The 20,420-nt window shown below is 37.4% G+C and carries 22 protein-coding genes and 1 riboswitch; of the genes, 13 read left to right on the plus strand and 9 right to left on the minus strand.

What is annotated here, in order from left to right; translation table 11 throughout:
- Nucleotides 1-157: 157 nt before the first annotated feature.
- A complete protein-coding gene (locus AC1Q6O_RS17505; RefSeq protein WP_090002734.1) occupies nucleotides 158-2,512 on the minus strand; it encodes a M13-type metalloendopeptidase in 2,355 nt (784 codons plus the stop codon).
- A gap of 371 nt (nucleotides 2,513-2,883) precedes the next feature.
- A riboswitch (PreQ1 riboswitch) is annotated at nucleotides 2,884-2,930 on the plus strand.
- Between the two features lie 123 nt (nucleotides 2,931-3,053).
- On the opposite strand from AC1Q6O_RS17505, the gene queF reads away from it, so the two are divergent.
- The 7 genes from queF to AC1Q6O_RS17540 all read left to right on the plus strand — a co-directional run bounded on the left by queF (nucleotide 3,054) and on the right by AC1Q6O_RS17540 (nucleotide 7,656).
- Nucleotides 3,054-3,554, plus strand: coding sequence for a preQ(1) synthase (gene queF / locus AC1Q6O_RS17510; RefSeq protein WP_492401841.1), 501 nt, complete (start codon nucleotides 3,054-3,056; stop codon nucleotides 3,552-3,554).
- Between the two features lie 119 nt (nucleotides 3,555-3,673).
- Complete coding sequence (gene queC, locus AC1Q6O_RS17515) at nucleotides 3,674-4,333, plus strand: 7-cyano-7-deazaguanine synthase QueC (RefSeq protein ID WP_107922640.1); 660 nt, start codon at nucleotides 3,674-3,676, stop codon at nucleotides 4,331-4,333.
- Between the two features lie 2 nt (nucleotides 4,334-4,335).
- On the plus strand, nucleotides 4,336-4,809 hold the full coding sequence (gene queD, locus AC1Q6O_RS17520) for a 6-carboxytetrahydropterin synthase QueD (RefSeq protein WP_089986994.1): 474 nt from the start codon (nucleotides 4,336-4,338) through the stop codon (nucleotides 4,807-4,809).
- Nucleotides 4,802-5,530: a 7-carboxy-7-deazaguanine synthase QueE gene (gene queE, locus AC1Q6O_RS17525; protein ID WP_008177449.1), complete on the plus strand. Its 729-nt coding sequence runs from the start codon at nucleotides 4,802-4,804 to the stop codon at nucleotides 5,528-5,530. Before queD ends, queE begins: the two co-directional genes overlap by 8 nt.
- A 45-nt stretch (nucleotides 5,531-5,575) precedes the next feature.
- Nucleotides 5,576-6,115 (plus strand): VUT family protein, encoded by a 540-nt coding sequence (locus AC1Q6O_RS17530; RefSeq protein ID WP_008177451.1) that lies wholly within the window; start codon nucleotides 5,576-5,578, stop codon nucleotides 6,113-6,115.
- A gap of 159 nt (nucleotides 6,116-6,274) precedes the next feature.
- The gene (locus tag AC1Q6O_RS17535; RefSeq protein WP_164908718.1) at nucleotides 6,275-6,445 is read left to right on the plus strand and encodes a hypothetical protein; all 171 of its coding nucleotides are present in this window, start codon (nucleotides 6,275-6,277) and stop codon (nucleotides 6,443-6,445) included.
- Between the two features lie 818 nt (nucleotides 6,446-7,263).
- Complete coding sequence (locus AC1Q6O_RS17540) at nucleotides 7,264-7,656, plus strand: RidA family protein (RefSeq protein ID WP_090002733.1); 393 nt, start codon at nucleotides 7,264-7,266, stop codon at nucleotides 7,654-7,656.
- A gap of 30 nt (nucleotides 7,657-7,686) precedes the next feature.
- Here the strand turns inward: AC1Q6O_RS17540 and AC1Q6O_RS17545 are convergent, their stop codons facing one another.
- The 4 genes from AC1Q6O_RS17545 to AC1Q6O_RS17560 all read right to left on the minus strand — a co-directional run bounded on the left by AC1Q6O_RS17545 (nucleotide 7,687) and on the right by AC1Q6O_RS17560 (nucleotide 10,402).
- Entirely contained in the window at nucleotides 7,687-7,839 is a 153-nt protein-coding gene (locus AC1Q6O_RS17545) for a hypothetical protein (RefSeq protein WP_164908717.1), read from the minus strand.
- An 8-nt stretch (nucleotides 7,840-7,847) separates the two neighbouring features.
- Nucleotides 7,848-8,093 (minus strand): hypothetical protein, encoded by a 246-nt coding sequence (locus AC1Q6O_RS17550; RefSeq protein WP_089986997.1) that lies wholly within the window; start codon nucleotides 8,091-8,093, stop codon nucleotides 7,848-7,850.
- A gap of 232 nt (nucleotides 8,094-8,325) precedes the next feature.
- Nucleotides 8,326-9,363 (minus strand): DUF418 domain-containing protein, encoded by a 1,038-nt coding sequence (locus AC1Q6O_RS17555; RefSeq protein WP_492401844.1) that lies wholly within the window; start codon nucleotides 9,361-9,363, stop codon nucleotides 8,326-8,328.
- A 94-nt stretch (nucleotides 9,364-9,457) separates the two neighbouring features.
- Entirely contained in the window at nucleotides 9,458-10,402 is a 945-nt protein-coding gene (locus AC1Q6O_RS17560) for a helix-turn-helix transcriptional regulator (protein WP_107922638.1), read from the minus strand.
- A 101-nt stretch (nucleotides 10,403-10,503) separates the two neighbouring features.
- Here AC1Q6O_RS17560 and AC1Q6O_RS17565 point away from each other — a divergent pair, with 101 nt between their 5' ends.
- On the plus strand, nucleotides 10,504-11,034 hold the full coding sequence (locus AC1Q6O_RS17565; RefSeq protein WP_008177464.1) for a dihydrofolate reductase family protein: 531 nt from the start codon (nucleotides 10,504-10,506) through the stop codon (nucleotides 11,032-11,034).
- Nucleotides 11,035-11,139: 105 nt separating this feature from the next.
- Here AC1Q6O_RS17565 and AC1Q6O_RS17570 read toward each other — a convergent pair whose 3' ends face one another.
- Together AC1Q6O_RS17570 and AC1Q6O_RS17575 are read right to left on the minus strand one after the other, a co-directional pair.
- On the minus strand, nucleotides 11,140-12,162 hold the full coding sequence (locus tag AC1Q6O_RS17570) for a serine hydrolase domain-containing protein (protein WP_170844178.1): 1,023 nt from the start codon (nucleotides 12,160-12,162) through the stop codon (nucleotides 11,140-11,142).
- 60 nt (nucleotides 12,163-12,222) lie between these two features.
- A complete protein-coding gene (locus AC1Q6O_RS17575; protein ID WP_089987000.1) occupies nucleotides 12,223-12,975 on the minus strand; it encodes a class I SAM-dependent methyltransferase in 753 nt (250 codons plus the stop codon).
- An 83-nt stretch (nucleotides 12,976-13,058) separates the two neighbouring features.
- Here AC1Q6O_RS17575 and AC1Q6O_RS17580 point away from each other — a divergent pair, with 83 nt between their 5' ends.
- Nucleotides 13,059-13,604: an AAA family ATPase gene (locus AC1Q6O_RS17580; protein ID WP_090002730.1), complete on the plus strand. Its 546-nt coding sequence runs from the start codon at nucleotides 13,059-13,061 to the stop codon at nucleotides 13,602-13,604.
- Nucleotides 13,605-13,621: 17 nt separating this feature from the next.
- On the opposite strand, the gene ku is transcribed toward AC1Q6O_RS17580, so the two are convergent.
- Nucleotides 13,622-14,443: a non-homologous end joining protein Ku gene (ku, locus tag AC1Q6O_RS17585; RefSeq protein WP_089987002.1), complete on the minus strand. Its 822-nt coding sequence runs from the start codon at nucleotides 14,441-14,443 to the stop codon at nucleotides 13,622-13,624.
- Nucleotides 14,444-14,551: 108 nt separating this feature from the next.
- On the opposite strand from ku, the gene AC1Q6O_RS17590 reads away from it, so the two are divergent.
- Nucleotides 14,552-16,369 carry a DNA ligase D gene (locus tag AC1Q6O_RS17590; protein WP_492401848.1) on the plus strand — a complete coding sequence of 606 codons (1,818 nt, stop codon included), beginning with the start codon at nucleotides 14,552-14,554 and terminating at the stop codon, nucleotides 16,367-16,369.
- A 69-nt stretch (nucleotides 16,370-16,438) separates the two neighbouring features.
- Here AC1Q6O_RS17590 and AC1Q6O_RS17595 read toward each other — a convergent pair whose 3' ends face one another.
- Nucleotides 16,439-17,401, minus strand: coding sequence for an MBL fold metallo-hydrolase (locus tag AC1Q6O_RS17595; RefSeq protein ID WP_107922635.1), 963 nt, complete (start codon nucleotides 17,399-17,401; stop codon nucleotides 16,439-16,441).
- A gap of 136 nt (nucleotides 17,402-17,537) precedes the next feature.
- Here AC1Q6O_RS17595 and AC1Q6O_RS17600 point away from each other — a divergent pair, with 136 nt between their 5' ends.
- The 3 genes from AC1Q6O_RS17600 to AC1Q6O_RS17610 all read left to right on the plus strand — a co-directional run bounded on the left by AC1Q6O_RS17600 (nucleotide 17,538) and on the right by AC1Q6O_RS17610 (nucleotide 20,381).
- On the plus strand, nucleotides 17,538-19,013 hold the full coding sequence (locus tag AC1Q6O_RS17600) for a methyl-accepting chemotaxis protein (protein ID WP_492401849.1): 1,476 nt from the start codon (nucleotides 17,538-17,540) through the stop codon (nucleotides 19,011-19,013).
- A gap of 188 nt (nucleotides 19,014-19,201) precedes the next feature.
- Entirely contained in the window at nucleotides 19,202-19,675 is a 474-nt protein-coding gene (locus tag AC1Q6O_RS17605; protein WP_090002726.1) for a GNAT family N-acetyltransferase, read from the plus strand.
- Between the two features lie 46 nt (nucleotides 19,676-19,721).
- Entirely contained in the window at nucleotides 19,722-20,381 is a 660-nt protein-coding gene (locus AC1Q6O_RS17610; protein WP_089987007.1) for a hypothetical protein, read from the plus strand.
- Nucleotides 20,382-20,420: the final 39 nt, after the last annotated feature.

Genomic DNA, 20,420 nt, shown 5'->3' on the forward strand with positions numbered 1-20,420 from the left:
AAAAGACAGAGTTTAATCCACAAGCTCTGTAGATTAAATCTGCCTATTTGTTTTAATGACAACAATCTTAGAGAAAGCAGTATTACTCTAAAAAGAGCTTCTCCAGACAGTCATTGAACTTTTTTACACGGATGTAAGAGTAGTTCTACTGTGCGTTTTACCAGATAGAAACTCGATCCTCTGGAGCTATATACATGCCATCTCCAGGTTTAATTCCATAGGTATCATAGAATTCCTGGAAATTTACAATCGTGCGGTTTACTCGAACTTTATTGGCTGAATGTACATCGTTTTTGCTCAGCATTGCCGCAAATTCTTTTGTAGTAGTGGATTTCCACATTTCTGCATTACTTTCGAAATATGCTTTATAGTCTGGATTACTCATTTGGGATACAACTTGCAGTGAAGCTGCCATTCCACCTAAATCAGCGCCATTCTCGCTCAATGTAAGCTGACCATCATTGAAAACACCAGGGATAATCTCTATAGCATTATAAAACTCAATCAGTTTCTGGTTTTTCTCTTCGAACTTTTTAAAGTCCTCTTCTGTCCACCAGTTATTTGCATTGCCATTTTCGTCGTATGCAGATCCGTTGTTATCAAATGCATGGCTGATTTCATGGCCAATAATCATGCCAATGGCACCATAATTTTCTTCAGGTTTAGCATTTATATCATAGAAAGGCGCTTGAAGAATACCAGCAGGGAACGTAATTTCATTATTAAGAGCGTTGTAAAAAGCATTTACCGTATATACGCTCGTTACCCATTGCGTTCTATCTACCGGTTTATCTAGCTTGGCTTTCGTGTTATCAATATAAGCTTTCGTTACTGTGAAGGTATTAGAGAATAGCGAACCACCTTCGTCATATGTTTTGATCGCTACTTTGTCTAATGTCGTATCCCATTTGTCTGGATAACCAATTTTAACAATCATCGTATCCAGTTTTTTAATGGCTTTAGCTTTTGTTGTTTCTGACATCCAATCAAGAGATTTGATTCTTTCCTCATACGTAGCAATTAACTGATCTACCATTTGTTCAACATCTTTTTTAGCTTTTGGAGAAAAATGTTGTTCGGCATACATTTGCTCCAAATAGCCGCTCATTGTACTAGTTGTCTTAGCTACTGCGATTTCTTGATCTGTTTTTTCCCCTGTAACTCCGTATAATGTTGCCGCAAACTCATTAGCAGCATCTCCGAATTCATCTGACAACAGACCGCCAGTTGCCATAAGAAGTTGTACTTTAGAGTAGGCTTTAAGCACATTAAGATTAGTGTCAGTTAAGAGCTCTGCGCCTTTTTGTGCCAGCTTCACATCAAATACGATTACTTTATCTGCACTGTCAACTTTCATCGACTTCAAAACTTGTTTCATATCTACGGTTTTGAACATGTTATCGAATTGTTCGATTGAATATGGATTATAGTATTTAGTAACGTCGCCTTGTTCATGAGGATCAAGCGATACGGAAGCTAAGGCTTTTTCCATTTCGTAAATTTTCTCGGCGAATGCTATTGCAGCAGACTCTTTCTCACCTGACACGACTAAAAGCTTAGTCATATATTGAATATAGGCCTTTTTCGCATTAGCGTCTTCGCTTACAAAACTGTTCTTATCTAAACCAGTAGCTAATCCAGTGAAATACAGAGCATTTTTACTGCTGTTCTTCGCATCATTCATGATGGCAAAGCTAAATAGTGAGCTTAGACCCAATTCTTTCTCTAGGGTAAGATCTGCTTGCACAAGATCATCAAGGGTTTTAGCATCATCAATTGCCTTTACATATTTTTGAATAGGCTCAATCCCTTGTTTATTTCTATTGCTTGTATCCAATGCCGTCGAATAGAAGTCGGCAATTTTCTGTTCTTTCGTTCCTTCTGCAAATTGTTTGCCAGAAAGCTCAGTAATTATTTTTTCTATTTTATCTGTATTCTGTTTTTGAAGCTCAGGAAAACCACCGCCCATGATTTCTCCTACTGGAATTGTCGATCTATTTAACCATTTTTTATTGATTGCTTCATAAAAATCGTCATGTAAGTGGGAGCCTTTAAGTGTCCATATTCTGGCGATCAGATTTTGGAACTCATCAATTGTAATAGGGTCATTTGCGCCTAACTTGCCGTCAGGGTTGCCCGTCAGTACGCCTGCTTTTGTCAGATTATCGATATCTTTTTTAGCCCAAGTAGGTACATCAGTGTACTTAACTCCAAATGTGCCACTGCGAAGATCATTGCCAACAGGCTCTGGCAATTCGCCGAACGCTCTGCTCAACATAACTAAGGCTTCAACTTTCTTGGCTGGCTCATTTTCTCGTAAATCCTTGTTTTTTGAGCCTTGTATAATCGCCTCTTTATTTAGTCCTGATTGATATGCATCTGCTGCTACCAACAAGGTTTTAACAATCTCTCCTCTTGTCGCTGGTGGGGACTTTTCATCGGCATACACCGCTACACTTACTGATAGGACCATTATAATGGCCATGAGTAAGGATAAAAACTTCTTTTTCATCTTCGTGCTCCTTCATAGTGAATTTGTATAAATAAAGGTAATTGGGTAGATTTTAGAATTTCTACCATTTTTACATTGTAGTTGATTTTTTTTAGTTTGAAAATATGTTAGGAGCTATTTCGCTTCAAGAGAGCATTATCTAGCTAATTTTGCGCAAATAGAGCGAGAAATAAATTGTTAAGGTTTTATTTTATACGAATAGTAATAAATCTATGCTCAGTTGAAGGTTTCATGTACTGCTAAATGATAGGATAGTATAACTGTGTTTGTTTTACCAAAGAAGTATGACGGAGAAATTTGCTTGAAAAAAACCATTTGACGTTTCGTACTATTTTTCGTATTATATGGAGGAAAAGAATGCCCGGACTTAAACGGGAGAGGTTCATAGCTGATACCCTCTATAAAAAACTATGGAAACATGACACTATGCCATGTCCATATTGGACGTGGCTTTTTTATGTTTAGACGTATGTTTGAATAGACGAATGGGTGAAGCCTCTCTTGAAAAGTGTTGGGAAACATTTAACAAGGAGGTTTTTTTATGTCTGGTCGAAGCCATGAAGAAGGACTGCAGGATTTAACATTATTAGGTAATCAAGGGACGAAATATTCATTTGAGTATGCCCCTGAGGTATTGGAGGCAGTGGATAATCTTCATTCCAATCGGGATTATTTCGTCAAGTTTAATTGTCCTGAGTTCACTAGTTTATGCCCGCTTACCAATCAGCCTGATTTTGCAACGATGTACATTTCGTACGTTCCGGACAAAAAAATTGTTGAAAGTAAATCACTAAAGTTGTACTTATTCAGCTTTAGAAATCACGGTGATTTCCATGAGGATTGCGTTAATATCATTATGAATGACTTAATTGCATTACTAGACCCACGATATATCGAGGTTTGGGGGAAATTTACTCCACGTGGGGGGATTTCAATTGATCCGTGGTGTAACTATGGGATGCCAGGAACTAAATACGAGGAAATCGCAAGTTATCGTTTAATGAACCACGATCTTAATCCGGAAAAAATTGATAATCGATAAATGAGGAATTGGTAAGTTCAATTAAAAAGAGGTTTTTAGCTACCCTCTTAAAAAAACTAAGGGGAAGGCAGCACTTTTTCTTAGAGTGCTGTTTTTTCAATCAAAGGGAGTTTTTATGGATGAAGCAGGAAAAAGCAATTGTTGTATTTAGTGGAGGTCAAGACAGTACAACTTGTTTGTTCTGGGCAAAAGAACGTTTTGCAGAGATTGAGGCAGTCACTTTTGATTATGGTCAAAGGCATCGTCTAGAAATTGATTGTGCGAAGCTGATAGCAGAGGAGCTCGGTATCAAGCACCACATTCTTGATATGTCTCTCCTAAATCAGCTCGCTCCGAATGCATTAACACGGCAAGACATTAAGGTGGAAGACGGTAAAAATGGGGAGCTTCCATCGACGTTTGTACCTGGACGGAATCTTCTTTTTCTTTCATTCGCGGGCGTTTTAGCGAGCCAGGTAGGAGCTAAGCATATCATAACTGGTGTATGCGAAACAGATTTTAGCGGATATCCGGATTGCCGAGACGTTTTTATTAAGTCTTTGAATGTAACGTTAAATTTATCGATGGATGATTCCTTTGTGATTGATACGCCGCTGATGTGGCTAGATAAGGCACAGACATGGGAGCTTGCTGATCAGTTTGGGGCACTTGAATTTGTTCGGGAGAGAACATTGACTTGCTATAACGGTGTAATAGCAGATGGTTGTGGGGAATGCCCAGCCTGTAAACTGCGAAAAAAAGGGCTTGATGATTATTTAAGCAATAGGAAGGAGTTTTAGGCATGTTAGATTTTAAAATTGTCGATAAGCTCCAAAAAATGGGTGAAGATATTCAAAGCAATCAATTGAACTATCATGCTAAGCGTGTGCTTGTAAGTAAAGAATTTACCTTCGATGCTGCTCATCATTTACATCAATATGAGGGGAAATGTAAAAATTTACACGGTCATACGTATCGTGTCGTATTGGGACTGAGCGGATATACAGATGAACGTGGCTTGATGATTGATTTTGGCGATATCAAAAAAATATGGAAACAAAAAATCGACATTCATTTGGATCATCGTTATTTAAACGAAACGCTTCCACCTATGAATACGACAGCAGAAAATATCGTTGTTTGGATATACGAAAAATTGGTAGAGGCCTTGCATGAAGAACAAAGAGAAAACGGTGCGTGCGTAGAGTTTATCAGGCTTTATGAAACTCCGACAAGTTATGCAGAAGCAAGACGGGAGTGGATGGAGGTTGAGTAAGGTACCTGTTATCGAGATTTTTGGACCTACAATTCAAGGTGAGGGAATGGTAGTTGGCCAAAAGACCATGTTTGTAAGAACGGCGGGCTGTGATTATTCCTGTTCTTGGTGTGATTCTGCATTTACTTGGGACGGGAGCGGAAAACATCTTATCGTTCAAATGACAGCCGGAGAGATTTGGTCTGAGTTGAAGCGCCTTGGAGGTCATGGTTTTTCATTTGTTACGATTTCAGGTGGCAATCCAGCCCTTTATCCCAATTTAGAAGCGCTTATTGCCATTTTAAAAGAAAACGACATAAAGATCGGAGTGGAAACACAGGGCAGTAGGTGGCAAAACTGGATGTATGACATTGATGAATTGACAATTTCACCAAAGCCACCTAGTTCAGGAATGACCATTGACCATTCGGTGCTCGCTGATATTTTCGAAAAACTTAAAGGGAGAAATAGAAATCACAATATTTCACTCAAAATAGTCGTTTTTAATCAAGAGGATTATGATTTTGCCAAACAAATTCATCATCGATTTCCAAGGATTCCTTTTTATCTGCAAGTTGGAAATGATGATCTCACAACGATTGACAATTCACGATTAATAAACGATTTATTAGAAAAATATCATGCATTGATTGGTAGAGTGATGAAAGATGATGAATTAAAAGATGTCAAAGTATTGCCACAGCTACATGCCCTTGTATGGGGAAATAAAAGAGGTGTATAGTGTGCCATTACAAAATGTCTATACATTTATTGGAGGAGTAGTAGGTTGAGAATTTTATTTTATTTATTATCGATTGTCATCGCTAATGTAGTAACGGCGGCATTTGCGCCATTGCAGTTTGGGATGTTTATTGTTCCCATGGGGACGCTTTTAATTGGGGCGACCTTTATTTTTCGAGACCTTGTGCAAAATAAATACGGACGTGCAAAGACGTATATATTTATTAGTGCAGCTTTAATTTTATCAGCAGTCGTGTCATTCATACTGGGGGATACACTTTTAATTGTGGTAGCATCGGCTGTCTCATTTGTTGTCGCTGAAACAGCTGATACTGAAATCTATACTCGACTGAAATTACCAATGGCTTGGCGAGTGTTATACAGTGGAATCGTTGGAGGGTTTCTAGATTCCGCAATTTTCGTTGTCATTGGTTTGAGTCCACTTGGAGCCAATATATTACCTTGGGAAGCAGTACCAGCCGCTATTTTAGGACAAATGATTGTGAAGACGATTATACAAATGTTCGGTGCCTTAATTCTCGGTCAAGTGGGAGCAATAAAAGAAAAACGTCTTATTTCAGGCTAATTCTTTGTAGTAGAGGGCTACTCGCTTCTTATGGGAAAAGTGAGTAGCCTGTATTGAGTAATAGTTATATGACATTGATTTTTCCATTTTTATGCCAAATCCAGCTCGAGTATGCTAAGCTTTTCTTTATAGATAGAAAAGATAGGGGGATTTTTGGTTTTGAATAAATATAATAGTGGAGATATTATTTTTAGTTTATTTTCAATTTTAGGACTGTTGTTTTACATAATTCCGATTGTTTTTATCATTTGGTTTGCTATTAGTACGACTAAGCAACTTAAAAGACAAACAAAATTATTAGAAGAAATTAAAGAAAGTATAAAAAAATAACAAGATACTATCAAGGGACTTGAAGTCGAAATCACTGCAAGTCCTTTAGTTATGCTTGTCAACATGTAGTAAAGGGTATTGTCCTAAAAACTATAACAAAAAACAGGTACTCTAAGGAGACCTGTATTTTTTAAGAATGGTAATCGCTATGAACTAGGGGATGGAATAAAGGGTTTAGTCACATTAGTGTTCATAGCGATTTCCCCCTTACAAAACATATCATTTACTTATTTTGTAAATTATATACCATGTAACTGTAAAAAGAGAAAAGATTATTATGGCTGTACATAGACAATCGCTCTCCATTTTTATTTAGTACAAACATGGTAACTATGCATACCGCACTTAAAGGTAGTTTGTTGAAAAATTGTAGAGGTTGACATGATATTCTATGGATGAACACGCATATTAACAAAAAACTAGGTACTCCAAAAAGAGAGCACCTAGTTTTAATTATGAAAAAAGGAAGGGTCACTTGGGATGGAGTAACCCTAGTAACAATTCGGAGGTGTAAGGCTAATTTAGCTTTACACTATTAATTATATGTTAGGTTCGCTATCGTTAAATAGTTAATTGCCTGAAAGATCATAAAAAGAAACTCCTGAATAGTTTCAGTTATAAATTGAAAATATACGGATAGAAATGGTAACATGGAAATAACTTTAGGTAGAGGGGGAGAAGGCTTATGAAAAAAAGATCTATACGTTTTTTAAGCATGGGCATTGGATTCTCCACAGCTGTTTTTTTCTAGAATAGTTGATTAAGGGATAAGTCTGTCCTTTTTTAGAAAAAAACAAAAAACCTAAAGGAGATTCAACATGAAATCAAAACTAGTGCGTAAAAATCCAATGCAGGCACCTAAACCTATCGGGAAATATAGTCATGTCACAATTATTCCAAAAGATGCGACAATGTATGCTTTTTCAGGTCAAATTGGTTTGGGCCAAGATGATCAATTACCACAGACATTATGGGAACAAATTATAAATACCTTTCAACATATTGAAACAATTTTAGCTTCAGAGGGAATGGATGCCACTCACATTGTAAAGGTCAATATTTGGGCTACGGAGGAAATAGATTGGGATCATTTCTACGAGCAATGGGAATGTATGTTTGGAGAATCCTATCCATCCATGACCATAGCCTACGTATCGGCACTAGGTTTACCAGAAATTAAAATAGAGCTTGAAATTTGGGCGGCTAAATAATTTGATGCTTCGTTAATATCGTTGATCACCTTAAACGTTTATTTTTACGAGGATGATTGGAACGAAGGGCGGTCCCGTTTGCGGAAAGTGTCCACCAGTAGTGACATTCACTTGCTTAACTTTATCATTGTACAATTTAAAGACGACAATATCAGTTGAATATTGTCGTCTTTTTTCGTCCATTGCCACCACTATCGGAACATTTTTTTTAATTGCTTCATTTCATAATTTAAATCGTCAATTTGTTTTTGCAGTTTATCAATATCATTATTTTTACTTTCGTTTTCCTTTAACTCATCTTCCAAAGCAAGACCTGCTGCAATGGTCGCTAGTGCATCACCTAGTGTTGTGATGGCTCCCGCAATAACAGCCAGCTTAGCTGCTTGACTCACTGATTCAGTTCCTTCACTACTCCGATAGCCTTTGTTAGTTTTCATAAAATCCTCCCTGCAAAAAAGGGTATTACTTACATAGTATGCATGCTGTAAGAGACAGGTGCAGAGCAACAAAGGTGAATAGCAGCCAAAAAAGGTCACTTATTGAAAAATAAGTGACCAAATAAAATGGGGATGTGTATCTTGCTGAAGATATGAGCAAAGATGGAAAGCGAGTAGGGTACATTACCAATATATGACGTTTCACTTTAGGTTGATAGGTATATATCCTTGGCTAAGAATCTTTTCTTTTTCTTAGGGGAGGGACTGTCCAATAGGTCCCCATTCGCCACAGCCACTCCATTGGTCCGAAGCGGAAATAGTGTAGCCAGAGCTTACTACAAATCAATTGGAAAACATAAATACCTAGACAAATCCATAGTGACTCGATGAATCGAAGTTGCCCGATTAGTTGGAATGTATGACCAATGATTAAAATGAGTGCTGTCTGCGCTAAATAATTCGTTAAAGCCATGCGTCCATAAGCCTTTAATGGTGATAATAGTTGTTGGAATAGTGCACTTTGTAGACATAGGATAATGGCTCCCATGTAAAACGCTGAAACAAACGGACTAAACTGTAATCCAATTAACGCAAATTGCTCCATATTCGTAATATGCTCTTCTAGCTGAATTTTGGATAATTGATCGATATTCACATTGGCTGTAGGGACATACTGCCATTGATACAACCAGCTACCTATGCTAACAAGGAACATGACAATTGTCGCTAGCAGAATTTTCTTTCGATGTAGTGGGATATTTTCAAATAGGCGATATTGGCCAGCAGCTAAACCTAGTAAAATTAGTGGGAAGGGCATGACGATTTTCATTCCAAAATAAGCTGTAAGGGCTAATAGGATGAGCCCAATTAACAAATTAATTTCTTTCCGCACTTTATAAAAAGGTAAAGCTAAAAAGCCAAAGATGGCATAGACAGTTAAAGCTTCTCCTGGTTGAAAAAAGAAATGAATAATACCCATTAGTAATAAGATCAGAAGTCTGCGACTAAATAAAACATAGGCTCTATCGTTTCTAGCCATTGCACGGGAAAGAAAAAGATAAAATCCGATCCCGAATAAAAATGAAAATATAATGAAAAATTTACCTTCTATAAAAAGTGTAAGAAATTGACTATAGGCAATATCACTAGCTAATTGGGGTGGTGCAATCCACATCAATGCAGGGATATTTACTAAAATAATACCAAGTAAGGCAAATCCTCTTAAGTAATCTAATGTATCAATACGTTTGTTGTTGTCGGTTGGTTGCAACGTTATCTCCTCCTTACAACCAAGTATAAAGACATTTCCTAAAAATTAGTAACGATGAAGGTTACGTGAATCTTACAAAATCGTCATATAGGAATTAGCTGTCCAGAGGGTATGTCGCTAATATGGTTTGCGCATGTTTCCGCAAAAGCTGAATTAATTCAAGCGGCTCTTGGACAATCGCATCCGGACCTAGGCGATAAAAAAAGGAGCTAATAAAGTGAATCTCTCCTTGATCAATCATCATATCGATATAGCCAGTTCCATTGCTATTAGTAACCAATACCTTCTCAAAGTTTGGCTCACTTCTGCACTGTCTTACACCTTCTCTAGTTAATTCAACATGTAAGCGTATAGGCTGCTGAGGTTCATGGGGACTCTCTAGCCATTGTTGTAAATGAACAGTTGTCTCATAGCCTTTATCGCTTACATGCATTGAATGAATGCGATCGACTCGAAATAGAAGGGTTTTTTCTGTTTGTAAATGAATGGCAGGCATATACCATAAGCCGTCATGCGCATACACCCCAATGGGATGGACATGCTTAGTTGTGATGCCTGATTTTGATTCATATTGAATGTCTAATTGTGAATGGTTAATAATCGCTTCTAATACATCTGATAATAGTGGTGTAGATATAGCGCGTTTAGGGTTCCAAAAGGCTATATAGGATTGCAAACTACCTACCTTTTTTTGAGCCTCCTTCTGCAAGGATTCGTATAGTTTTTGTGACACGGACTTCATTTCCGTATTAAAAGGTAAATCACGATAATAGTGCAACGATTGGAACGCAAAGAAAATAGCGACCGCTTCTTCCTCTGTAAATAAAATAGGGGGAAGGATTGTACTTGAAAGCACTGTATATCCACCATTTCTTCCTTGCTCCGCATAAATTGGTAGCCCCATATCACTTAAATCTAACAGATAGCGATGTACAGTTCGTACCGAAATGTTGAAGGCATCGGCAATTTCCTGGGCTGTAAATTGCTTTTTAGCGCTGACAAATAACAAAATATCAATTAATCGTTTAGCCTTGGACATATTTTTTCACCTTTTTTAATTAAACATGTCAATAGTTGTCATGTTTTATGTTTAGTATAGACGTTGTACAAAAGATTTTCAAAAGAAGAGGAGCTGACATAATGTCACGAGAAATAGTGGTATTTATCGGAATAAGTTTAGATGGGTTTATAGCGAAAGAAAATGATGACTTACAGTGGCTGGAAGAAACAGAGGGAGAAGGGGATAATGGCTATACGGATATGTATCAAACAATTGATACCGTTATAATGGGAAAACGAACATATGATTATATCATGGAACATAATGATACATTCCCATACCCTGATAAGAAATGTTATGTGTTCAGCAAATCTCAAACGGGAAAAGTTGAGCATGTGGAGTTTGTTCAAGGGGATTTGGTGGCATTTACTAAGAATTTAAAACAACAACCAGGCACAAAAATTTGGATGGTCGGTGGTGCTGATATATTGGATGCTTTTTTACAGGAGCAGTTGGTTGATGAATGGATCATCACCATTACCCCACATTTATTAGGGGCAGGTATTCCATTATTTAAACAGCCCCGACCTTTTGAAGATTTAAAACTGCTTGAGATAAAGCGATACGGTCAAATGGTTCAAATGCATTACAAGGTGAAGAAAGAAGCGTAAGATACTATGGATTAAAAGGAAAGGATAGATGATGAAAATCTATCCTTTTTTTCATGGGATCATTTATATAAATGTAAGACATCTTATATAGTCATTCACCTTTCGTTAAACCGACAAGACAAAGGAGCGGTAAATATCACCCATAATTCCTTGCATTTGATGGACACCTGAATCCGTGTTAGACATCACAACAAAGCCTTTTTCTAAATAGGGGTAAGCAACTAGCATGCACTGATAGCCAACACCCCAGCCTAAAGTGGAAATTTCAACTTGTTCACCTTGGCCATCAAGAAATACGCCAAGCCCTACAGATTCATTACAACCTTGTGCATGCATGAGTTCATGCATGGTAGGAGCTGTCAGACCTAGTTTTCCTTTTCCTTTAAATGTTTGCATCATATCGATTAACAACTTAGCCAAATCCGAGGGTGTCGTCCAAATGCCACATGCTGCATCATAAGGATACAACGGGTGGCTTGGTATCGTTCTAGTACCATCCTTATGATGCCCACTTGCTGTATGAGCTATTGGGAGTGAAGATGAAAAAAAGCTGTGATGCATAGCTAATGGTTGAAAAATTAGGTCGTCCATGAGAGAAGAAAAGGGCGTGTTTGTGACTTCCTCAATTAGCAATTGAATGATGCAATAGCCTGCATCAGAATAATGAAATTTTTGATTGGGTTCAAGTGTGCTTACGATTGGACTCTGACAATAAGGCGTTGCACCTTGTAATAAATCCTTCATTGATGGCCATTGAGCCAAAGAATGTAGGGGAGAAAAGCTATCTGCTGGATCAACAATACCAGATTGATGACTTAATAAGCTTCGTACTGTCACTTTTTTTGCCCGCGTATACTCACTCTCTGGCAACTTCCAAGAGAGAAGATTACGATTAATATCCTCATCTAAGTCGATTTTTCCTTGCTCTGCTAGCTTTAGCACTAAAATGCTTGTCAATAATTTACTAATCGAACAGGCATTAAAAATGGTTTCCTCATTTACATAATCCATTGACCCAATTTCTAACACTCCAAGGCACTCAGTTCTTTGAATCTCTCCATGTTTAATAAAAGCAAGACTAAGCCCTGTAATTTGTTTCTGCACCATACGGTCATAAATTGTCAGCATATAATATAGACTCCTAGTTTTTCTTGTATGATAACATGAGGAAGGAATGTATGTTCTTATCTATAGTGAACGTACATGAATAATCATAGAGGGACTTTGTGCATGATATTCATGTTTCTGCCATGTACCATATAGGTGTATCAATTCAAAGCCATTTTGCTGTAATAGTCTCATCATTTCCAGTGGGTATGTATAGCGCAGTAAAATGGAATCCTCGTAGGTTTTTCCACCTTGTTGATGGACGGCATGGCACGTTAAAATTTGCGTGACAGGGTTATATTCCTCACGATGGAAGGTGATTCGTTGTTTACCATTGCTAGTGACCGTTTGTTCCTCATATTCATCAATGACTGAAAGCTCATTTAAAATAGCATTTCTTGTATCGAAGAGAAACTCGCCACCTGGCTGTAAATGCTTTTTAACAGATTGCAATAAGGCGTTTTGACTGTCATTCGTTAAAAAATGTTGAAATGAATTGCCTGTCATATACATAAATTTTGTGGTGATAGGCAGTTGTAGCTGTGTACAATCTTGTACGATAAATTGTACTTCTACATTTTGTTTTTGTGCTTTTTCGATAGCATGCTGAATCATTCCTTCATGAAGGTCAATCCCAAAGACAGGAATTCCATGAGTAGCTAATGGAATAGCAATCCGGCCAGTGCCACAGGCTAATTCAATAATGGGGTCTTTTTTCGTACCAAGATAGCGTTGAATATAGTGATGGTCGTCTTGATAGTTGGCATAGAGAGCGTCATAATCGGATGGATTATTATAAGTCTGTAAATTATTTTCGAAATTGTGTGGCTTCATCTTGTCCTCCTATTTTCTATTATTTAAATCATTGTATAATAAAGGTAAAATTTCTACAAAGATACACGAGAGGTGATGCTACAATGGCAATGGAATTTCCGCAAAAAATACATATTATTGGCTCTGTTGGTAGTGGGAAAACAACATTAGCACGATCATTATCCAAAACTCTTCAGCTTCCTTTTCATGAATTAGACAATGTCGTTTGGATTCGCAAACCATCGGGGGATATGAGAAGGACGGAGCAAGAAAGGCAGGAATATCTACAAAGTATTATCCAAACGGATGGGTGGATTATTGAAGGAATTCATCAAGAGGAATGGGTGACACAAAGCTTCCAGCAAGCGGATTGTATCATCTTTTTGGATACGCCTTATAAAATTCGTACTGCTCGAATTATTAAGAGATTTTTTAAACAAAAAATAGGGATTGAAAAAGCTCATTATGAGCCAACCTTTTCGATTTTTTTTAAAATGTTTCGATGGAATAAACGTTTTGAGAAGGTGGGGAAGCCTAAATTTTTTAGCAATCAGGAAGACATAGTAGGTAAACTAGTAGTCGTTCGGCATAAAAAGGATGTAGAAAATTATTTTCGTCAGTTCCAACCAATAAAAAGCGTATCCCGCTGAATGGATACGCTTCTTGTTTAGGCATTTTTCTTTGTGCGTGTTGTACGCTTTCTTGTCGTAGGCTTTTTCGTTTTATCTAAGGATGCCTGTAGCGCTGTCATTAAATCTGTGACATTGTCAGGAACTGGTCGTTGCTGATCGCTCGTGGCTACCATATTGGTTGCTCTCTTCTCTTCGATTAATTCCAGCAATGCATTCCGGTAGTCATCAGTATATTTCTCTGGGTTAAATGTGGTTGTTAATTGGTCGACAAGCATTAGAGCTGTCTCTAATTCCTTTGGTACAACGTCTTGCTCGCTTGGAATATTCGGGACATCACCAACACTTCTTACTTCATCAGGATAATGAATGGTCTCCATCACGAGGGCATTTTGATACACTCGCACGACCGCAAGCTGTTCTTTTGAACGAATAATGATTTTAGCAATGCCAATTTTACCTGATTGCTCTAACGTTTTGCGCAATAACGAATAGGCTTTAGCACCAGTAGAATCAGGGGATAGGAAATAGGTGCGTTCAAAATATATCGGATCGATTTCCGTTAATTGTACAAAATCGATAATTTCTACGGCTTTCTCTTCATTTTCTTTTCGTAGGTTCTCTAAATCATCTTGATCCAGTACGACAAATTTATTTTTTGTATATTCATATGCTTTTACAATATCCTCATCTTTTACTTCTTGATTGCAGCCTTCGCAAACCTTTTTATAGCTAATTGGTGTATGGCATTCCTTATGGAGCTGTCGCAGTTTAATATCTTTGTTTTCCGTAGCGGCATGAAGCTTTACTGGGATATTGACAAGTCCAAAGGAAATGCTTCCTTTCCATACTGTATGCATATAATTGTCACCTCGTTTTTCTTACTATGATATATTTTGCAGTTTTTTATGTATCGTAAATCGAAATCGTCAAACACTGTAGATAAAAAGCAAGGTAGGTATTGTGTCATGAAACCAATGCTTTTAACAGAAACAAATGACATTCCATTAGGGGATGAGTGGCTTTATGAAACGAAATATGATGGCTTTCGATGCCTCTTACTATGGGATGAACAACCGATGCTTATTAGTAGAAATGGACGCAATTTAAATCATTCTTTTCCTGAAATTATAGAGTATTGTCACCAAATATATGCCTCTGTAAAAGCATTTTTACCACTCACCTTTGATGGGGAGCTAGTGTATTTAAACAATTCATATAAAAGTGAATTTTTAGTTGTTCAACAAAGAGGGAGAATGCAAAATCAAGATGTCATTGCCAAACATGCACAAGCTTTTCCGATGCGGCTTCTAGTGTTTGATGTGTTAACGTTGAAAGGGGAATCATTCAGCAATCGTTATTTAAAAACTCGTAAAGAGCAATTGGCGAGGCTAGCGGCAAAGGTAAAGCTTCCAAATGTAGATTATGAAGACAGAAGTGCCATACAAATTGTGCAGGCTAGTGAGGAAAGTAAGATTTTATGGCAGGCGATCAAGGTCTACAATGGGGAAGGAATGGTTGCAAAGAAGAGAACAAGTAAATGGCTAGATAACACACGTTCAAGCCATTGGTTGAAAATTAAAAACTGGCGTTATGTGTCGGTCATTGTGACGCAATATGATCATAGTAATGGTTATTTTCAAGGCTCGATTTATGATGAAGGACATTTACGAGAGGTCGTTACATTTAAACATGGCATGAAGGAGGAAGAGCATCAAACACTCGTTGCTTTTTTCCAGGCTCAAGGGCAACGTAAGAAAGAATTATGGACGCTAGCGCCCTCTATTTGTGTGGATATTGCCTGCATAGATTTTGATGGTAGTAAGCTCCGCGAGCCAAAATTTCATGCCTTTCGATTGGAATTATCACCATATAGTTGTCAATGGCAGCATATGCAGCGTCAACTGTTTCCTATTCCTGAAACAGTTCCCATTACACATCCCGACAAACCTGTATGGCCAGAAATAGGTGTGACAAAGGATCGTTATTTATCGTATCTACAAAGTGTTTCGCCATACTTGTTGCCATTTCTTCAAGATCGACCATTAACAGTAATACGCTATCCACATGGTGTACCAGGGGAAAGCTTTTATCAAAAGAGTAGACCAGATAAACTACCTAACTTTGTTGCCACTGCGATGATGGATGAGATTGATTATATTGTCTGTAATAATCTTGAAACATTGTTATGGCTCGGCAATCAATTGGCATTAGAATTGCACATTCCATTTCAAACGCGACAAACCATGTATCCGACAGAGATTGTCTTTGATTTAGATCCCCCTTCAACGGACCATTTTTCTTTGGCGATTACAGGTGCTCTAGATTTAAAAGAAATTATTGATTACTTTCAGCTACAATCATTTGTCAAAACTTCGGGCGGGAAAGGCTTACAACTCTATATCCCGTTACCTGCAAACAAATTTACCTATGAGGAAGTTCGTGTCTTTACTGAATTTGTTTGTCGTTTTTTATGCCAGCAAAAGCCACATCTATATACGATTGAGCGCTTGAAAAAGAATCGTCATAATAAATTATATTTAGACTATGTGCAGCATGCTGAAGGCAAGACAATTATTGCCCCATACTCCACTCGTGGAAATGAATTAGGCTTAGTCGCAACGCCACTCCATTGGGAAGAGGTTAATGACGACTTAAAACCTTATTACTTTTCGATTCCTGCTGTTATGGAGCGGATGAAGCAAATCAGTAATCCCTTTAAATACTTTCGAGAAGTAGGAGAACAACAGGATTTTCAAGTGGTTTTAGAGCGTTTAAAAGAATAAATTCTCTATATTGAAAGCGACTTTTCATCCATATAAAAAAGGAGATGCCTGAGACATCTCCTTTTACGATTAAAGTGGTACCTGTGCTTTCACTTTTTCTAAATAATCCAATATTCCCATCGATGACACAATGGTATCGAAAGGGATGGTTTGATAGACAGGGTGATTTGGCGGTATATCATTTGCTTGTAAATAGCTAAATAAAAGCTCTTTTAAGCGAGCATCCAAATAGTGAACTTGTTCCTGGAACTGGCTGGATGCTGCTTGTGCTTTACGGCCTTCTTCTAAGAAAAGAGGTGTCCAATAGCGTACTTGACGGTATGCCTCTGGTGGATTTTTATAAGCCCCATAATGACCAAAATATAATTCACTCGCCTGTAGCTTTTCGTACAATTGAATGGAGTTCTCCATCGTTTCAGGATTGTACTGGTTTGGGGAAGTGGAAGGTATGATTAAATCTATTGCTTCACCGTCCATTTCTGGGTAACGTACACCCGTTGTATCCCCCACAAAAAGGCCGTTAGTAGCGGAATAAAGCATAGAAACATGATGCTTGGCATGACCTTCTGTATGATAAAACGTTAAATGATGTTGTCCTAAATGGAGTTGTTGTTCATGGCTTACTTCAATAATTCGTGCTGCATCAATGGGCACAATCGGATCAAAAAGACGGTCAAATTCGGTCCCATAAACGCCTTTCGCGCTGGAAATAAGCCTGCTCGGATCAATCATATGTGCCGATCCTCTTGGGTGAACGACTAATTTTGCATGAGGACAGTTTTGTAAAAATAATCCTGCACCACCAGCATGGTCCAAATGAATATGTGTCACAATGACATAATGAATATCCTCTAAAGCAATATTTAATTCCTTCAATCCTTCCATAATGTATGGAACGGATGGACTAGCAGACGTTTCGATTAAGGTTATTTTTTCATCAATTAATAGATAGGAGCTTGTTCGCTGTTCCCTATTTAAATCATGTGTATCAATACAATAAAAATTTGCGGCGATTTGTTGGACTCTACTCAAATGAATTTCCCCCTTTAATTTCGAAAATGTGAAACATATGCTCTAAAAGTAAAATTTTAGCTACAAAAAGTAGTAGTTATACTATATAATAATAGAAAATTAAACTGAATGTCCATTCATTTTTAGGGGGAGCGTTATGAAGAACAAAATTCGTTATGATACAAGGAAGGTGCACCGAGTTAATTTGGCAATAATATCGATTTTAGCCATTCTAATTTGTGGACCTATGATCCTATCAAAAGGAATACTATTTTTATTTGTCGGACTAGCTGTCATCGCTTTAGCGGTGTGTAATTATTTCTTGCCGATTAAAACTTATGTGAAGGGATTTATCTTTGGTCTTATTCCATCAAGCGTAGTGTTTACATTATTTTTACTAGATAGTTTTTCATTGAATAAACATTATATTTTGCTGTGCACAATTGCTATTATTGCCCTTTATTTTAAGAAGGAATTAATCGTGTTTTTTGGAATACTGACTAATATTAGTTTTATCATTTTATATTTGGTCAACTCATCATCTTTGTTAGGTCCGTTTGACGACATCATTGTTTTCGTCACACTTCTAGCGATTATGAACGGCGTCATTATTGCTTTTTATTTATTAGCTAAATGGGGCAATGAGCTAATTAAACATGCAGAAATTCAGCAAAATGAAGTCCAAGCTTCCTTCAATCAATTACAAAATACATTTCGGGAAATAGAGAAAAGTAGCCAGGCATTGGACGAGCATGTGACACAATTCCAACAAACAATGCAAAGTATTTCAAGCTCTAGTAAACAAATATTGGTAGCGACTGAGGATATTTCTGCAAGTATTCAGCAAGAGGCTTCTAGCTTGCATATGATTCATGGCACTATGAGTGATTCTGTTCATTTTGTAAATGAAACTTTGACGATTTCAAAGGACACAGTGGTGAAATCTACTGAACTTCAACAAGAGGTTTTAGCAGGATGGGCTAAAATGCAAGACGCAATGGCTCAAATGGGCGTGATGAGTCATGCGATGAGTTCAACCGCAGAAACTGTCAACGAGCTTCAAAATAGTTTACAAACAGTGGATAGCTTGTTGCAGGGTATCACACATATTGCACAGCAGACAAATTTATTGGCACTAAATGCAGCGATTGAAGCAGCTAGGGCTGGGGAGCATGGGAAGGGGTTTGCTATTGTAGCGGAAGAAGTGCGAAAGCTAGCAGAGGAAAGTGCAGCCATTACAGTCAGTATTACGAATGTGACGAAAACCTTATTTGAGAAATCGACGGAGGCTCATCAACGTTCTGATGATGGTGAAAAAGCATTGCAGCACGGGGAACAGCTTTTACAGGATGTCAGTCATTTCTTTAATATTTTAAAGGATTCATTTACGCAAACGAATACAGATTTGACGGGAGGCATGCACGAATTAAGCAGTGCCATCTCACAGTTTGAGGCAATTCAAATGCAAATTGAAAGGCTGAATAAAATGACAGAGCAAAATGCCTCATCAACAGGTGATATATTGCTTTCTGTGGAGGACGAAAATCAGCTCTTAGTGAAGATGTCGGATACGACAAATCGCATTCAGACTTTAAGTCATACATTAAAATCATTGGTTATGGCAAAGATTTGAGGCAAATATTGAAATTGAAATAATTGGTAGGGTAAAATAACAGTATGATTAAACATCTTAGATCGAGGGTATAGTGTTGTTATTCATCTGAGATATCCGAATGACAAATTAAACTCATATGCATTGGTAGCGTGTTCTCTATAATGCTGACCAATTTAAAGGTGAAGTTGAAAGGGAGGAAGGATACCATGAATATTCGTAGTTTACAGAGTGCAGATTATTATACGTTATCGCCAGTGATTAATGAGTGGTGGGGCGGAAGGAATATGTCAGATAAACTGCCTAAATTATTTTTCGATCACTTTACGAACACAAGCCTCATTATGGAAAAGGATGGCGAGATTATTGGTTTTCTTGTCGGCTTTTTATCGCAATCCAACACAAATGAAGCGTTCATTCATTTTGTAGGGGTTCACCCTGATTACAGAAAACAGAATATTGCAAAAAGGTTGTATGATGTATTTTTCCATGTGGTGAAACAGTATCATCGTAATATCGTTAAGTGTGTGACATCACCTATAAACGAAGTGTCCATTGCCTTTCACACAAATATGGGGTTCAGAATGGAGAAAGGTGACAAGGTGATGGATAATATGTCAATCCATAGTGGTTATGGCGGCGAAAATCAAGACCGTGTGTTATTTTATAAAATTCTACAGTAATTTACGGTACTGAACTTGCATATAGTCCCGAATAAGGGGGCTATAAATGTTTATCAAAAAACTATTTACCTTATGGTTTCTTCTTGCCATCATCGTTTGTGGTGGCTTTTTCTTTTTTGCAAATATACCTATTCAATATGCGGAGAAATCAAATGTTTCTCTATCGCAACCTACTAACGATGAACTAATAGATTATATGCAGCACTACCAATTTCTAATGAGTGATATTGCTATGGCCCTGCAAAAAGAATCTTATATCTTTTATGTAGATTATGGTGTACTGCCGAATAGAAAAATAGAGCTCCTTGTGTCAACACCTGAAAAGATAGATCAGTTGTCCAAACAAAAAATAGAGGAAATGATGCTTGAATGTATTCAAAAAAATGATTTAAATCCAATATCGTTTCAAATGACAATTAAAAATCTTTATGATCCTGTGACCATGAACTCGACCAGACTTAGCTATAATGATGTTATGGCTCATTTATTTGAAGCGATGACTGCACAACAAGTTGGTTCCTTTAGCATCGATTACACGATTTCATCAGAAATTGTCCACATCATCATCAATTTAACAGAAGAGAAAGATGATGTGATACAAAAGAAAGCTCGACAAGTAGCCGAAGATATCATCAAGCTTCATCAGCTTGATGTACAGCAATTCCATATAGAAATACAAAATAAAATGTTTGCGTACGATAAATGAATAAAGAAATGCCAGATTTCGAGCGCTCATTTTTAAATG

The sequence above is a fragment of the Lysinibacillus sp. GW823-FHT06C08 genome, assembly GCF_058795135.1.

Bases quoted from the DNA above. Each gene is read 5' to 3' on its own strand.
- AC1Q6O_RS17505 (WP_090002734.1), bottom strand. From the start codon at position 2,512: ATGAAAAAGAAGTTTTTATCCTTACTCATGGCCATTATAATGGTCCTA.
- queF (WP_492401841.1), top strand. From the start codon at position 3,054: ATGTCTGGTCGAAGCCATGAAGAAGGACTGCAGGATTTAACATTATTA.
- queC (WP_107922640.1), top strand. From the start codon at position 3,674: ATGAAGCAGGAAAAAGCAATTGTTGTATTTAGTGGAGGTCAAGACAGT.
- queD (WP_089986994.1), top strand. From the start codon at position 4,336: ATGTTAGATTTTAAAATTGTCGATAAGCTCCAAAAAATGGGTGAAGAT.
- AC1Q6O_RS17540 (WP_090002733.1), top strand. From the start codon at position 7,264: ATGAAATCAAAACTAGTGCGTAAAAATCCAATGCAGGCACCTAAACCT.
- AC1Q6O_RS17545 (WP_164908717.1), bottom strand. From the start codon at position 7,839: ATGGACGAAAAAAGACGACAATATTCAACTGATATTGTCGTCTTTAAA.
- AC1Q6O_RS17550 (WP_089986997.1), bottom strand. From the start codon at position 8,093: ATGAAAACTAACAAAGGCTATCGGAGTAGTGAAGGAACTGAATCAGTG.
- AC1Q6O_RS17560 (WP_107922638.1), bottom strand. From the start codon at position 10,402: ATGTCCAAGGCTAAACGATTAATTGATATTTTGTTATTTGTCAGCGCT.
- AC1Q6O_RS17565 (WP_008177464.1), top strand. From the start codon at position 10,504: ATGTCACGAGAAATAGTGGTATTTATCGGAATAAGTTTAGATGGGTTT.
- AC1Q6O_RS17570 (WP_170844178.1), bottom strand. From the start codon at position 12,162: ATGCTGACAATTTATGACCGTATGGTGCAGAAACAAATTACAGGGCTT.
- AC1Q6O_RS17575 (WP_089987000.1), bottom strand. From the start codon at position 12,975: ATGAAGCCACACAATTTCGAAAATAATTTACAGACTTATAATAATCCA.
- AC1Q6O_RS17580 (WP_090002730.1), top strand. From the start codon at position 13,059: ATGGCAATGGAATTTCCGCAAAAAATACATATTATTGGCTCTGTTGGT.
- ku (WP_089987002.1), bottom strand. From the start codon at position 14,443: ATGCATACAGTATGGAAAGGAAGCATTTCCTTTGGACTTGTCAATATC.
- AC1Q6O_RS17590 (WP_492401848.1), top strand. From the start codon at position 14,552: ATGAAACCAATGCTTTTAACAGAAACAAATGACATTCCATTAGGGGAT.
- AC1Q6O_RS17600 (WP_492401849.1), top strand. From the start codon at position 17,538: ATGAAGAACAAAATTCGTTATGATACAAGGAAGGTGCACCGAGTTAAT.
- AC1Q6O_RS17605 (WP_090002726.1), top strand. From the start codon at position 19,202: ATGAATATTCGTAGTTTACAGAGTGCAGATTATTATACGTTATCGCCA.
- AC1Q6O_RS17610 (WP_089987007.1), top strand. From the start codon at position 19,722: ATGTTTATCAAAAAACTATTTACCTTATGGTTTCTTCTTGCCATCATC.